The sequence below is a fragment of the Sphingomicrobium sp. XHP0239 genome, assembly GCF_039555325.1.
In the GTDB taxonomy this organism is placed as follows: Bacteria; Pseudomonadota; Alphaproteobacteria; order Sphingomonadales; family Sphingomonadaceae; genus Sphingomicrobium; species Sphingomicrobium maritimum.
Window position 1 is genome coordinate 623467 of record NZ_CP154608.1, and the last position, 12809, is coordinate 636275.

Below are 12809 nucleotides of genomic sequence, written 5' to 3' on the forward strand. Positions count from 1 at the left end.
TGTGTTAAAATCCGTCAACCCTGTTTGTTTGCCGCGGGTTAACAAACTCGATTTTGTTCCGTTCGAAACAAAGTTTATTTTTCGTTAATTCGGCTATGAATCGAATGGGATACGCCCAGCGCGGGCTTTGACGGGTCCGCGCGGCAATGCGTACCGATTTGGGACAGTTTGTGCTTTGGATGCAGCGGTTTGCGCCGTCCAAGCTTGCGTCGGGTACCCGACTCGGAGCGAGAAAGCCGCTATCGGATCGTTCAGGCCGGCACGCGATGCCGATAGGTGACGTTCACCCGCTTCGAGAAGATCAGGTAGGGCGCCCACAGCGCGACGCTGATCATGACCTTCTTCACGTTGGCATCGAGCAGCGTCGTCAGCGAGGCCGCGACCTCGGGCGGGAGGTCGGTCGCGGCAATCCGGTCCGCGATGACGAGCTGAAGCGTCATGTCGACGAGCCAGACGGTCGCGAGCAGGCGCGGGAACAATGGCACGCGGCGAAGCGCGGCGACGAAGGCGATGACGTAGAGCGAGGGCATTAGCACCACGTCGAGCGTCATCAGGAAATGCAGCGTCGCGAGCCAATTGGGGACGTCGGCCAGGATGGCGGGTATCGCGACGAGATATTCGGCGGCCCGCATCGGCACGTTCATCAACATACCGACCAGCAGGCTGACCATGATTCCGGTGGTGCCGTAGAGGCGGTGCCCTCTCGCGGTGGAGAGGTCCACGTCGCGCCATCGGCCGATGCGCGCGATCCGCCAGTCCGGCTGGGGCAGACGATCGCCGTCCGCGAACCATCGCAATGCCAAGGCCATCGAAACGATCGGGGCGCCCATCAGCAGGAGGTAGGGTGCGATCGTGCCCAGCCCCGCACCGCCGCTGCCCACCGGATTGATCGATACGCGAAGCGCCCCGCCGCACAGCGCCAGCACGACCCAGATCGCCATGAGCATCGGCAGGTTGCGTTCCAGCGAGGCGTGGAGCGACTCGGCACGGCGCGCGAGCGATATTGGCAGACTGGCGAGCATGATGGTGGGCTCCCGGGCGGTCGGTTTCCTATGGCGCTAGACCCGAACCCTTAACGAAGGATAAAGCATGATTGCCGAGTCCGAGGGTGAACGTGGTTCGCACCATGCGCGATCCGGGGCCGCGGGGCGTGCGGCGACAGAATGGGGGATAGAGGCGATGAACGCGACCGATCGGGACCAGCCGAAGTCAACGGACCTCTTGCGAACGCTGCCCATCGGCACGGTTCGCGACGTGGCGGGAGCATCGTCGCGGATCGTGCTGTCGGTGGCCGCCCTTCACGCCTTGGCGGAAGCGGACGATCCGGCGCTGCGGCTGTCCGGACAGGTCGGAAACCACGTGAAGATGCGGGTCGGGGAGGGGATGGTCCTGGCGACCGTACGGGGGCTGCGAACCGGTTCCGACGGGCTGGTGGGCGAGATCGATTTCGTGGGCGAAGGGTCTGCGGACGAAGAGGGAGTGTTGCGCGACTTCCGCCAGGGCGTGACGCTGTTTCCGCTGCCCGGGACGGAGGTCTATCCGGTGACCGACGCCGACCTGTCGACCGTCTTCGCCGCCGACGCGCGCGCGCACATCACCGTCGGCACGGTCTATCCGACCAGCGATATCCGCGCCGCCCTCTATGTCGACCCGCTGCTCGGCAAGCATTTCGCGGTGCTGGGCTCGACCGGTACCGGGAAGTCGACCGCGGTCGCCCTCATTCTCCATCGCATCGCCGAGATCGCTCCGAAGGGTCATGTCGTCATGATCGATCCGCACGGTGAATATGGCGCAGCCTTCGCGCAGAATGCCGCGCTCTTCTCGGCGGACAATCTGCAATTGCCCTACTGGCTCATGAACCTCGACGAGCATGCCGAGGTGTTGCTGACGAGCGAGGGTGCGGACCGGCGGCGCGACACCGACATTCTCGCCAAGGCGCTCCTGACGGCACGGCGAAAGGCGGGGCAGGGCCTCACCACTACGAGCGGGTCGGAGGGCGTCACGGTCGACACGCCCGTCCCCTATCTCCTGAGCGACCTCCACCAGATCCTCATCGACGAGATGGGACGACTCGATCGCGGAAACGAGGCCGGGCCGTACCAGCGGATCATCAAGAAGCTCGACGAAGTGCGGACCGATCCGCGCTATCAGTTCATGTTCGCGGGCATGCTGGTGCAGGACAGGATGGCGGACGTGATGACGACGCTCTTCCGGCTGCCTGCCGAGGGCAAGCCGCTGTCGATCATCGACGTGTCGGGCGTGCCCTCGGACGTGGTGAGGACGGTGGTATCGACGTTGGGTCGCCTCGCGCTCGACTATGCCGTCTGGGCACGCGAGGAAGAGCAGCACCCGATCCTGTTCATCTGCGAAGAGGCGCATCGGTACGTGCCGCGCGATGATGGCTCGGGAGGCGGCCAGGCGGTGCGGCGCGTCCTCGAGCGAATTGCGAAGGAGGGGCGCAAATATGGTGTGAGCCTAGGGCTGGTCACCCAGCGGCCGTCCGACCTGGCGAGCGGCGTTCTTTCGCAATGCGGAACGATCCTGTCGATGCGTCTCAACAATCATCGCGATCAGGAGGTCGTCGCGGCAGCCATGCCGGAAGGCGCCCAGAGCCTGATCGATGCTATCCCCGCGCTCCGCAACCGCGAGGCGGTCGTGAGCGGAGAAGGCGTGTCGCTGCCCTTGCGTCTGCGGTTCGATACGCTGGAAGAAGAGCGGCGTCCCAATTCGGACGATCCCGCCTTTGCCGCCTTGTGGAACCGCGAGGGGGATGAACGAGCGACCGTCGATCGGGCCATCAGTCGGTGGCGCGGGGGGCGGTAGTGTCGGGATGAACGCAGGTCCGCTTTTTAAAATGCCTCGTTCCGAAGTCAGCGCAAGTGTTTGAATTGGCTGGTGAGCCGTGCAGGGGTCGAACCTGCGACCTACTGATTAAAAGTCAGTTGCTCTACCAACTGAGCTAACGGCCCTCACCAGCCGGCCACCGCGTTAGCGGGCGGTGGCGGAGGGTTCAAGGGGCTTGGGGGATGCGAGACGGGCGGCGAGATGGCGGAGCTTGAGCGAACCGCCGGCACGCCAGTCGGGAGCGATCCGGGCAAGCGGGAAAAGTGCGCTGGCGCGCTCCTCCAGCGCCGGATGCGGTATGACGAGATCGCGGGCGACGTAGGTGCCGCCGTCCCATGCCAGAATGTCGAGATCGAGGACGCGGTCGCCCCAGCGACGGCCGCCCCTACGCCCGAAGTCATGTTCGATGATCTTGAGTGCTGCCAGCATGGCGTCGGGTTCGAGTTCGCTTTCCACCAGCGCGGCGGCGTTGGCGAAGTCGCGCCCCGCGAAGCCGAAGGCACGATTGCCGATGATCGGAGACGCGTCGAAGAGGCTGAAATCGGCCTCGAGCCGCTCGAACGCGGCGGCGACGACCTGTTCGGGGCGGCCATGCCGATGGTGACGGCGGTTGGAACCGATGCCGATGCCGTAGATGTGATCCGCGCTGCTCATCTCGACCCGCTAGAAAGCAAATTCGGGCGTTCGACAAGATCGGGACGGGCGTATAGGGCGTGAAGCATGTCCGATCCGTTCGCCCCCGACGGGGATGCCTCGACCCTCTCGCCCGCCGACCTGTCGCCGCTGCCGTCGGCCGAACCGCCCCGCGACTGTCCGCTTTGCCCGCGTTTGGTCGATTTCCGCATGCAGCTGCGGGGAGAATACCCCGACTGGTACAATGCGCCGGTCCCGGCCTTCGGAGATCGCGAGGCGGGAGTGGCGGTCATCGGGTTGGCCCCCGGGAAGCACGGAGCCAATCGGACGGGGCGGCCGTTCACGGGGGATTTCGCGGGCGATCTGCTGTTCGACACGTTTCGCAGGGTGGGGCTGTCGGTCGGCACATACGACAGCCGCATCGATGACGGGCTGAAGCTCAAGGGAGCCATCATCCTCAACGCCGTCAAATGCCTGCCGCCCGAGAACAAGCCGACGGGTCAGGAGGCGAACAATTGCCGCCCGTTCCTGCAGGAAATGCTAGGGATGCTACCCAAGGTGCATACGCTCTTCTGCCTCGGCAAGATCGCGCACGATGCCGCCTGCAAGACCCTGGGCATGACGTTGAACGCCAACAAGTTCGGGCATGGCGCGGTGCACGAAGGACCGGACGGACTGCGGCTGGTCGATAGCTATCACTGCAGCCGCTACAACCAGAATACCGGCCGTCTGAGCGACGCGATGTTTCTGGAGGCGATGCGCAGGGCCGTGTCGCCGGGGCTGACGGGCGAGCGGGCGGAGGAACTGCGGACCGACCGCCTGGTGCTGCGCCGCGCGCGATCCGACGATGCGGCGGCGCTGCATGAACTCTTCACCGACGAGGAGACGATGCGTTGCTGGTCGCGTCCGGTCCACGACACGATGTTCGAGACCGAGGAATGGCTGCGGTCGATGATCGAGGTCGACGAGGCGCATTCGGACGATTTCATCGTCGAGAAGGATGGCGAACTGATTGGCAAGTGCGGGCTGTGGAGCGTTCCCGAGATCGGGTTCATGATCCGCCGCGACCATTGGGGCGAAGGGTTGGCGAGCGAGGCGCTGGGCACCTTCGTCGACTATATCGCGGGGCGGGGGCTGCCCTATCTGTTTGCCGACGTCGATCCCGACAATCCGGGGTCAATCCGCGTGCTGGAAAAAGCGGGCTTCGAACGATCGGGATTCGAGGAGGGATCGTCGCAGGTCGGGGGGCGGCCCGTCGACAGCATCTACATGCGACGCGATCTCTAGAGGTCTTCCGCGAGCCGGCCGTAGAGCTCCGGCCGACGATCGCGGAAGAAGCCGAAGGCGGCGCGATGCTGGCGAATCTGGGCGATGTCGAAGCTGGCGGTGAGGACGCCGGTCTCCTCCGCTCCGAATTCGGCCACCAGATCGCCGCGCTCGTCGCAGATGAAACTGTGGCCATAGAAGCGCTGCCCGCATTCGGTGCCGATACGGTTGGCGGCGACGACCGGGACGACGTTGCTGACCGCATGGCCGATCATCGCGCGGCGCCACAGGCGGCTGGTGTCGAGATCGGGGTCGTGCGGTTCGGACCCGATGGCGGTGGGGTAGAAGAGGATTTCGGCCCCCATCAGCATCATCGCGCGCGCGGTTTCCGGATACCATTGGTCCCAGCATACGCCGACGCCCATCGTCCGATCGTCGGGACCCGCCCAGACCTTGAAGCCGGTGTTGCCGGGGCGGAAATAGAATTTCTCCTCGTACCCCGGACCGTCGGGAATGTGGCTCTTGCGATAGACGCCAGCGATCCTGCCGCCGGGCGCAATCCAGGCGAGCGAATTGTAATGGTGATGGCCGTCAGCTTCGAAGAAGCTGGTGGGGATCCAGATCGAGAGTTCATCGGCCAGCTTCTGCATCGCCAGTACGCTGGGGTGTTTGGCGGTCGGCCGAGCGGTGGCGAACAGCGTTTCGTCTTCCTCGCGGCAGAAATACGGCCCTTCGAACAGTTCGGGCGGCAGGACGACCTGCGCGCCGCTGTCTGCGGCCTCGCGAACGAGGGCGCTGACTGCCGCGATATTGTCCTGCGCCTGTCCGCCGAGTTCGAGCTGGAGCGCGGCTACGGTGATTTTGGTCATTGGGGCACCTGCTGACTGATGCAATGGAGGCTTCCGCCGCCGGTAAGGATATGGTCGGCCCGCACGCCGACGATGGCCCGATCGGGAAAGAGCGCGCCGATCGCTTCCAGTGCCGCCATGTCGTTGGGCGCTCCGTAGAGCGGGACTGCGACTGCGGCATTGCCGACGAGAAAATTCATGTAGCTGGCAGGCACGATTTCGCCGTCGCGAACGACCGCGCCGGGTGAAGGAATGGCCTCCACGGAAAGGTCGGCATCGAGCAGCCGCGCCATCGCATCGCCATAGATGCCGGCGTTGGGATCGTCATCGCCCGCCGGCTCGGGGACCGCGACGGTACCGGACGACACGAACCGCGCGAGATTGTCGATATGGCCGTCGGTATGATCGTTCGTCAGCCCGTCGCCGAGCCAGACGATCCGGGTTGCGCCAAGGTCGCGTGTCAGCCGCGCCTCGATCTCCTCGCGCGAAAGACCCGGGTTGCGGTTGGGGTTGAGCAGGCATTGCTCGGTCGTGATGAAGACGCCCGATCCGTCACCATCGATCGCGCCGCCTTCGAGAATCCAATCGGCCTTGGCATAGGAGAGATTTGCAGCGGCAGCGAGGCGCTCGCCGATGCTGTCGTCGCCTTCCAGTTCGTATTTGCCGCCCCAGCCATTGAAGCCGAAGCCCTTCGCTACCCCGTCGCCGCGAACGATCGGTCCGGTGTCGCGCAGCCAGATGTCGCCGAACGGTTCGACAATCACGCTCGCGAAAGGAGCGAGCTGTCGGGCGGCATCAGCCGCTTCCCCGTTGGCGGCGACGAGGACGATCTCTTCGCCCTTTCCTTCCTGCCACAGCGCGGCGGCGAGGTGCGCAACCTCCTGCTGCGCGGGTTCGAGATCGTCTTCCCATAGATCCGCATGGCTCGGAAAGCCGATCCACATGGCGGCGTGAGTTGCCCATTCGGGCGGGGGAGGGGCGACTGGCGGGTTCTTCATGTGGGGGCGGTTAGCAGGCCGTTGGTCGAACGCCAATCGCGGACGGCTTGCCGGGGCGCGGCGGGTTCGCCATCGTCGCGCATGAACGATGATCGAAAGGGCCATAGGATGATGAAGAAACTGCTTTGCGGGAGCGGCCTGTTCGCGCTGTCCATCGGTTCGGCGCACGCGCAGGTCGCCTACGAACTGGATCTGGCCAAGGCGGAATGGCAGCGCGGCGAAGTGACGGCGGTCTTCCCCGACCCCGACGGTGCCACGCTCGATGTGAAGATGCCCGCGTGGCGGACCGGCCGTTACACCATCATCGACCAGGCCAACGGCGTCCGCGACTTTGCCGCCACCGGTGCCGACGGAAGGGCGCTTGGCTGGGAAAAGGTCGACAAGTCGACGTGGCGGATCGATGCGCGCGGGCAGGGGCCGATCAAGGTGAGCTATCGCATCCACGCAGACCAGTTGGGAGACCGCCTTCGCCACTTCGACGACAGTCATGCCTATTTCAATGCGGCCGGGATTTTCGTCTACGCGGACGAGACCCGGGACGAGCCGATCACGGTGGCGCTGGAGGTTCCCCAGAACTGGCAAAGCTGGTCGGGACTGGACCGGACCGGACCGCACAGCTTTTCCGCTCCCGACTACGACGTCTTCGCCGACGATCCGATCGAAACGGGCCTCAGCGAACGCGTCACGTTCGAGGCGGACGGGATCGACTATGCGCTGGTGCGCTGGGGCGGCGGCAATCTCGACCTCGCCGCGGCGCAGCGCGACCTGGCCGCGATCGGGCGCGCCAGCCAGGAGATCTGGGACGGCTATCCCTTCGAGAATTATCTCTACATCGTCCACGCGACCGACGATGTCGGCGGAGCGACCGAATATGCGCGGTCGACCATCATGCAACGGCCGCGGAACAGCTTTGCCGGCGGCGGGTATCGCAGCTTCCTGACAACGGCCGCGCACGAGCTGATCCATGCATGGAACGTGAAGGGGTATCGCGCGGCGGGGATGAACCCGTACGATTATCAGACCGAGAACTATACCGATCTGTTGTGGCTGACCGAAGGTTCGACCAGCTATTTCTCCTACCTGATGATGGCGTGGGCCGATCTGGTCAGCGTCGAAGAGACGCTGGGCACGCTGGAAGGACAGATGCGGTCCAACGCGCTGACTCCGGGACGCGAGGTGCAGTCGCTACGCCAAGCGTCGATGGACGAATGGATCGGGGCGCCCGGCGACATGAGCTACAACGATTCGATCAGCATCTATCGCGAAGGGGCCATCGCCTCGATGTTGCTGGACCTGGAAATGATCGCGCGGACCAATGGGCGGGTCAGTTATCGCGACGTCCACCAGCGCTTGTGGGAGCGGTTCCAGGCGGGGGACGGAGCGTTCACGAGCAATGAGGTGAAGGCGATCCTCCGCGAACTGACAGGGTCGGACTGGAACGACTGGTGGGCGGCGCATATCGATTCGCCGCTCTTGCCCGACTATGCCGCCGCGCTGGCGCCGGTGGGGCTGCAACTCTCGCAGACCCGGTCCGCCGGCGCGACCACGGGCTGGCAGGTTCGGCAAGGCAATGCGGGTGCGACGGTCGGCGCCGTTCCGCGCGGCGGCGCGGCGTGGGATGCAGGCTTCCGCTCGGGCGACGTCATCGTGACGATCGATGGCGAAGAAGCGACGCCGGAGATACTGGACGGGCTGAGCGAACGGTCGCCCGGCACGAGCGTGGGGGTCGGCTATCTGCGCCGCGGGGAACGGTCCGAGAAGATCCTGACGCTCGGCGCTCCCACCGTGTTGCCGGGGATCGAGGCGGTCGCCAATCCCACCGCGGATCAGGCGCGGTTGTTCGAAGCATGGATGCTCAAGCCGCACCCCAACGCTTCATAGAGAGCGGCCAATGAAAAAGGGCGGCAACGGAATGAACCGTTGCCGCCCTTTTTTCGGTGATCGCGTCGCGTAATTAGCGCGAGTAGAATTCGACGACCAGGTTCGGTTCCATGCGGACGGGGTAGGGCACCTCGTCGAGCGTGGGAACGCGGGTGAACGTGATCTGGTGGTCGCTGTCGATGCCGACATAGTCGGGGATGTCGCGCTCGGCGAGGCTCTGCGCTTCGAGCACCAGCGCCATTTCCTTGGCCTTTTCGCCCAGCGAGATTTCATCGCCGACGTCACAACGGCGGCTGGCGACGTTGCACTTCACGCCGTTGACGCGAATGTGACCGTGGCTGACCATCTGGCGCGCGGCCCAGATCGTCGGCGCGAACTTGGCGCGATAGACGATCATGTCGAGACGACGCTCGAGCAGGCCGATCAGGTTCTGCGAAGTATCGCCCTTCATGTTCGAGGCGTCCTGGAAGGTACGCTTGAACTGCTTTTCGGTGACGTCGCCGTAGTAGCCCTTGAGCTTCTGCTTGGCGCGCAGCTGCAGGCCGTAGTCGGACATCTTGCCCTTACGACGCTGGCCGTGCTGACCGGGACCATATTCGCGCTTGTTGACCGGGCTCTTGGGACGTCCGAAGACGTTTTCGCCCATGCGACGGTCGAGTTTATACTTGGCGCTCGTGCGCTTCGACATGCTATTTTCTCCAACTAGCTCAATCAAATGATCCGGAACGCTCCGACAGGCGAGCCTGCCGCGATCACCGCTTCACCGGATGTGCGGGATCAATTGCGTGCGCCGCCCTTAGCGGGGGGCGCACGCCGATGCAAGCTGTCAGCCTTCGGAGCGGCTGCGGGCCTGTTCCAGACGCTCGGTTCGGCGCTCGGCCTCGTCCTTGCTGATTTCCTGCCCGTCGGCACCGTAATAGACGGTCCTGCAGCTCTTGCGAGCGGCGCGGCTATCCATTCCGCGGCTCTCGGTACAGACGCGCTTCTTCTCGACCTCGAGGCTGGCGAGGTCGGTGGCGGGCGGGGCCAGCGGCGTCGGGGCGGCGGCCACCAGGGCGGCGATCAGCAGGGTAGACATAGTGAATTCTCGTTTCTAGGCGGTGGGGCGATACGCGAACGCATCGGGGTCGAGGATATGAACGACATCAAAATGCCGCGCGATTGCAACAGCATGGAGCAGGTCCGTGCGGGTGTCGACCATCTTGATCGGCAGTTCGTCGAAATGCTGGCGCGGCGGTTCGGCTATATGGACGCGGCCGCCCGCATCAAGCCGAACCGCGAGGCGGTGCGGGACGAAGCGCGCAAGGCAGAGGTCAAAGCAAAGGTGGACGACGCGGCGCGCGAACTAGGTGTCGACCGGGCGCTGGTCGAGCGGATCTACGAGGACCTTATCGAGACGAGCATCGCCCACGAGCTGATCGAGTATGACCGGCGCGATACGGCCCGGTAGGTTCAGATTCCGGGGGCGTTCGGGATACCCGTCTTCAGGTCTCCGCTCGTTTCCGCGTCCTGGAATGTCGTGAATTCCTGCCCGTCGCGACGCAGATCCTCGCGCATTTCCTGCATATTCGTCACTTCTTCTCGCCAGTCGCGCGGCGTCCGGCAGATCTTCTGCTTGAAGCGCGTTCCTGTCAGCCGGATCGACTTACAGACGGGCTTCGGAACTTCCTTTTCCACGACGATTTCCTCATCGGGAGCGGCATCCTCGATGGGTTGCGGCTGTCCGACCGAGGCGCTCGAGGCAAGCGTGGTCGCGAAAAGAACGGTCAGGATTGTCATCGTACGACTCCTTCTGATCGGAGCATCGTATATCTCTATCGCGCTGCCGTCAAAACCGCGTCTGACACGCGGCACCGTTGAAGTCGCATGGGCTAACGCGCGGGCTTTTCCAGCCCCTTGATGATCGAGAACAGCGCCTTGACCTCGCGGCTCGACCATTGGGGTTTCGTGAGCAAAGTGCGGATGGTCGCGCGGGTCGCCTCGGTGCGGTCCTCGGGGAAGAAATAACCGCGCTCCATCAACGCGCCGTCGAGATGACCGATCAGCGCGTTCAGTTCGCCCACAGGAGCAATGGGTTCGGCGTCCTTGCGGGTGGGCTGCGCCAGAGCGGCGCCGCGCGACCATTCGTAGGCGAGGAGGATGACGGCCTGCGCGAGATTGAGGCTGCCGAAGTCCGGATTGATAGGAACCGTGACGATCTTCTGCGCCAGATTGACGTCGGGGCCCTCGAGACCGGACCGTTCGGGGCCGAACAGGATCGCGCTGCGACCATCGGCGGCGTGCATCTCGCTCGCCATTTCCTCGGGCGTGACGACGGGGGTGTGAAGGTCGCGGCGGCGCACGGTCGAGGCATAGACGAGGCTGCAATCGGCCAGGGCATCGGCGGTCGTGTCGAAGACCTTGGCATCGTCGAGGATGCGGTCTGCGCCGCTGGCGGCGGGCCCGGCATCGGGGTTGGGCCATCCGTCGCGCGGGGCCACGAGGCGCATTTCGGTGAGCCCGAAGTTGAGCATGGCGCGCGCCGCCTTGCCGATATTCTGTCCGAGCTGCGGATGGACGAGGACGACGACCGGCGGGCGCGGATCACTCATCGTCGACGGAACCCGCGAAATTGGCGAAATCGCCGGCCTCCTTGAAGTCGCGATACACGCTGGCGAAGCGAATGTAGGCGACGTCGTCGAGTGCTTTCAGCCCGTCCATCACGGCCTCGCCGATCATGTCGGCGGGAACCTCGTCGCCCTGCGTTTCCAACTGTCGTTGGATCGAGTGGGCGAGACGTTCAATCTGCCCTTCCGAAATGTTGCGCTTGCGACAGGCATGCCGGATCGAGGCTTGCAGCTTGGCCTGTTCGAAGGGTTCGCGCTTGCCGTCCTTCTTGACGACGGTGAGATCGCGCAGCTGGACCCGTTCGAAGGTGGTGAAGCGCGCGCCGCAACCTTCGCACTGGCGCCGACGACGGATTGCGGCGCCGTCCTCGGACGGGCGCGAATCCTTCACCTGGCTCGCTTCATGGGTGCAGAAGGGGCAGCGCATCTAGCGGCCGGGGTAGATCGGGAAGCGGTCGCAGAGTACCTCGACGCGCTGTTTGACGTCGGCTTCGATCTGCGGATCGCCCGCGCCCCCGCTTTTCGCCACGCCGTCGAGCACGTCGGCCACCATGTCGCCGATCTGCCGGAACTCTTCCTCGCCGAACCCGCGGGTCGTCCCGGCGGGGCTGCCCACGCGGATGCCGCTGGTCTTCATCGGGGGAAGCGGGTCGTTCGGAACGCCATTCTTGTTGCAAGTGATGCCCGCGCGTTCGAGCGCTTCGTCGGCATCCTTGCCCGAGATGCCGAGCGGACGCAGGTCGATCAACCCGACGTGCGTGTCGGTACCGCCGGAGATGAGATCGGCACCGCGATTCTTCAAAGTCTCGCAGAGCACCTGGGCGTTGCGGATCACCTGCCGGGAATAGGTCTTGAATTCGGGGCGGAGCGCTTCGCCGAATGCGACCGCCTTGGCCGCGATGACGTGCATGAGGGGGCCGCCTTGCAGTCCCGGGAAGACGGCGCTGTTGAACTTCTTCCCGAGGCTTTCGTCCTGCGTGAGGATCATGCCGCCCCGCGGTCCACGCAGCGTCTTGTGGGTCGTGGTGGTGACGACATGCGCATGAGGAAGAGGCGAGGGATGCTCGCCCGCCGCGACGAGGCCGGCGAAGTGGGCCATGTCGACGTGGAGATAGGCGTCGACGCTGTCGGCGATATCGCGGAACCGTTCGAAGTCGATCGTGCGCGGGTAGGCGCTGCCGCCCGCGATGATGAGCTTGGGGCGATGGTCCTTCGCCAGCCGTGCGACTTCGTCATAGTCGATGAGATGGTCGTCCTCGCGTACGCCATACTGAACCGCATCAAACCATTTGCCCGACTGTGCCGGCTTGGCTCCGTGGGTCAGGTGACCGCCGGCATCGAGACTCATGCCGAGGATGGTGTCGCCGGGCTTGATGAGGGCGAGATTGACCGCGCCGTTCGCCTGCGCACCCGAATGGGGCTGAACGTTGGCGTAAGCGCAGTCGAACAGTTCGCGGGCACGGTCGATGGCGAGCTGCTCCACGGCGTCGGAGGGCGCGCACCCCTGATAATAGCGTTTGCCGGGATAGCCTTCGGCATATTTGTTGGTGAGAACGGAGCCCTGCGCATCGAGTACGGCCTGCGAAACGATATTTTCCGACGCAATCAGCTCGATCTGCTTCTGCTCGCGCAACAATTCGCTCTCGAGCGCGCGATGCACGTCGGGGTCGGTCGTCGCGACGGAATCGGAGAAAAAGCCGTCGGGGCGGATGTCTGCGGCGGTGGCCATGTGC

14 protein-coding genes, 1 tRNA gene and 1 pseudogene are annotated in these 12809 nt (G+C 64.7%); 5 read left to right on the forward strand and 11 right to left on the reverse strand.

The genetic code is table 11. From position 1 onward, the window contains the following. Window positions 1-251: 251 nt before the first annotated feature. On the reverse strand, window positions 252-1022 hold the full coding sequence (locus tag WJT74_RS03170) for a DUF2569 domain-containing protein (RefSeq protein ID WP_343346778.1): 771 nt from the start codon (window positions 1020-1022) through the stop codon (window positions 252-254). A gap of 157 nt (window positions 1023-1179) precedes the next feature. Here WJT74_RS03170 and WJT74_RS03175 point away from each other — a divergent pair, with 157 nt between their 5' ends. Next, the gene (locus WJT74_RS03175) at window positions 1180-2823 is read left to right on the forward strand and encodes an ATP-binding protein (RefSeq protein ID WP_343346780.1); all 1644 of its coding nucleotides are present in this window, start codon (window positions 1180-1182) and stop codon (window positions 2821-2823) included. A 70-nt stretch (window positions 2824-2893) separates the two neighbouring features. On the opposite strand, the gene WJT74_RS03180 is transcribed toward WJT74_RS03175, so the two are convergent. Continuing rightward, window positions 2894-2969, reverse strand: a tRNA-Lys gene (locus tag WJT74_RS03180). A gap of 19 nt (window positions 2970-2988) precedes the next feature. Beyond that, window positions 2989-3498 carry a 2-amino-4-hydroxy-6-hydroxymethyldihydropteridine diphosphokinase gene (gene folK / locus WJT74_RS03185; RefSeq protein ID WP_343346782.1) on the reverse strand — a complete coding sequence of 170 codons (510 nt, stop codon included), beginning with the start codon at window positions 3496-3498 and terminating at the stop codon, window positions 2989-2991. A gap of 66 nt (window positions 3499-3564) precedes the next feature. On the opposite strand from folK, the pseudogene WJT74_RS03190 reads away from it, so the two are divergent. Together WJT74_RS03190 and WJT74_RS03195 are read left to right on the forward strand one after the other, a co-directional pair. Continuing rightward, window positions 3565-4251 (forward strand): annotated as a pseudogene (locus WJT74_RS03190) (uracil-DNA glycosylase); the annotation flags it as partial. Continuing rightward, window positions 4234-4764: a GNAT family N-acetyltransferase gene (locus WJT74_RS03195; protein ID WP_343348068.1), complete on the forward strand. Its 531-nt coding sequence runs from the start codon at window positions 4234-4236 to the stop codon at window positions 4762-4764. The pseudogene WJT74_RS03190 and the gene WJT74_RS03195, both read left to right, overlap by 18 nt. Here WJT74_RS03195 and aguB read toward each other — a convergent pair. Together aguB and WJT74_RS03205 are read right to left on the reverse strand one after the other, a co-directional pair. Next, window positions 4761-5612 (reverse strand): N-carbamoylputrescine amidase, encoded by an 852-nt coding sequence (gene aguB, locus WJT74_RS03200; protein WP_343346784.1) that lies wholly within the window; start codon window positions 5610-5612, stop codon window positions 4761-4763. The two genes, WJT74_RS03195 and aguB, sit on opposite strands and share 4 nt — an antisense overlap. Next, the gene (locus tag WJT74_RS03205) at window positions 5609-6589 is read right to left on the reverse strand and encodes an agmatine deiminase family protein (RefSeq protein ID WP_343346787.1); all 981 of its coding nucleotides are present in this window, start codon (window positions 6587-6589) and stop codon (window positions 5609-5611) included. The genes aguB and WJT74_RS03205 overlap by 4 nt, the downstream gene beginning before the upstream one ends. Window positions 6590-6697: 108 nt before the next feature. Between WJT74_RS03205 and WJT74_RS03210 the strand changes: the two genes are divergently transcribed. Further along, window positions 6698-8470, forward strand: a complete 1773-nt coding sequence (locus tag WJT74_RS03210) for a M61 family metallopeptidase (protein WP_343346791.1) — start codon at window positions 6698-6700, stop codon at window positions 8468-8470. A gap of 73 nt (window positions 8471-8543) precedes the next feature. Here the strand turns inward: WJT74_RS03210 and rpsD are convergent, their stop codons facing one another. Further along, entirely contained in the window at window positions 8544-9158 is a 615-nt protein-coding gene (gene rpsD / locus WJT74_RS03215) for a 30S ribosomal protein S4 (RefSeq protein ID WP_343346794.1), read from the reverse strand. 138 nt (window positions 9159-9296) lie between these two features. Then, a complete protein-coding gene (locus WJT74_RS03220; protein WP_343346796.1) occupies window positions 9297-9548 on the reverse strand; it encodes a hypothetical protein in 252 nt (83 codons plus the stop codon). Window positions 9549-9605: 57 nt separating this feature from the next. Between WJT74_RS03220 and WJT74_RS03225 the strand changes: the two genes are divergently transcribed. After that, window positions 9606-9920: a chorismate mutase gene (locus tag WJT74_RS03225; RefSeq protein WP_343346798.1), complete on the forward strand. Its 315-nt coding sequence runs from the start codon at window positions 9606-9608 to the stop codon at window positions 9918-9920. A gap of 2 nt (window positions 9921-9922) precedes the next feature. On the opposite strand, the gene WJT74_RS03230 is transcribed toward WJT74_RS03225, so the two are convergent. From WJT74_RS03230 to glyA, 4 genes are all read right to left on the reverse strand, one after another. Then, window positions 9923-10249, reverse strand: a complete 327-nt coding sequence (locus WJT74_RS03230) for a hypothetical protein (protein WP_343346801.1) — start codon at window positions 10247-10249, stop codon at window positions 9923-9925. 92 nt (window positions 10250-10341) lie between these two features. Further along, entirely contained in the window at window positions 10342-11061 is a 720-nt protein-coding gene (locus WJT74_RS03235; protein ID WP_343346803.1) for an RNA methyltransferase, read from the reverse strand. Then, window positions 11054-11503 carry a transcriptional regulator NrdR gene (nrdR, locus tag WJT74_RS03240; RefSeq protein WP_343346806.1) on the reverse strand — a complete coding sequence of 150 codons (450 nt, stop codon included), beginning with the start codon at window positions 11501-11503 and terminating at the stop codon, window positions 11054-11056. The genes WJT74_RS03235 and nrdR overlap by 8 nt, the downstream gene beginning before the upstream one ends. Then, window positions 11504-12805, reverse strand: a complete 1302-nt coding sequence (gene glyA, locus WJT74_RS03245) for a serine hydroxymethyltransferase (protein ID WP_343346808.1) — start codon at window positions 12803-12805, stop codon at window positions 11504-11506. Between the last annotated feature and the right edge of the window lie 4 nt (window positions 12806-12809).

Excerpts from the sequence above, each read along its gene's own strand:
- WJT74_RS03170 (WP_343346778.1), bottom strand. The coding sequence starts at position 1,022 with ATGCTCGCCAGTCTGCCAATATCGCTCGCGCGCCGTGCCGAGTCGCTC.
- WJT74_RS03175 (WP_343346780.1), top strand. The coding sequence starts at position 1,180 with ATGAACGCGACCGATCGGGACCAGCCGAAGTCAACGGACCTCTTGCGA.
- folK (WP_343346782.1), bottom strand. The coding sequence starts at position 3,498 with ATGAGCAGCGCGGATCACATCTACGGCATCGGCATCGGTTCCAACCGC.
- WJT74_RS03195 (WP_343348068.1), top strand. The coding sequence starts at position 4,234 with ATGCGCAGGGCCGTGTCGCCGGGGCTGACGGGCGAGCGGGCGGAGGAA.
- aguB (WP_343346784.1), bottom strand. The coding sequence starts at position 5,612 with ATGACCAAAATCACCGTAGCCGCGCTCCAGCTCGAACTCGGCGGACAG.
- WJT74_RS03205 (WP_343346787.1), bottom strand. The coding sequence starts at position 6,589 with ATGAAGAACCCGCCAGTCGCCCCTCCCCCGCCCGAATGGGCAACTCAC.
- WJT74_RS03210 (WP_343346791.1), top strand. The coding sequence starts at position 6,698 with ATGATGAAGAAACTGCTTTGCGGGAGCGGCCTGTTCGCGCTGTCCATC.
- rpsD (WP_343346794.1), bottom strand. The coding sequence starts at position 9,158 with ATGTCGAAGCGCACGAGCGCCAAGTATAAACTCGACCGTCGCATGGGC.
- WJT74_RS03220 (WP_343346796.1), bottom strand. The coding sequence starts at position 9,548 with ATGTCTACCCTGCTGATCGCCGCCCTGGTGGCCGCCGCCCCGACGCCG.
- WJT74_RS03225 (WP_343346798.1), top strand. The coding sequence starts at position 9,606 with ATGAACGACATCAAAATGCCGCGCGATTGCAACAGCATGGAGCAGGTC.
- WJT74_RS03230 (WP_343346801.1), bottom strand. The coding sequence starts at position 10,249 with ATGACAATCCTGACCGTTCTTTTCGCGACCACGCTTGCCTCGAGCGCC.
- WJT74_RS03235 (WP_343346803.1), bottom strand. The coding sequence starts at position 11,061 with ATGAGTGATCCGCGCCCGCCGGTCGTCGTCCTCGTCCATCCGCAGCTC.
- nrdR (WP_343346806.1), bottom strand. The coding sequence starts at position 11,503 with ATGCGCTGCCCCTTCTGCACCCATGAAGCGAGCCAGGTGAAGGATTCG.
- glyA (WP_343346808.1), bottom strand. The coding sequence starts at position 12,805 with ATGGCCACCGCCGCAGACATCCGCCCCGACGGCTTTTTCTCCGATTCC.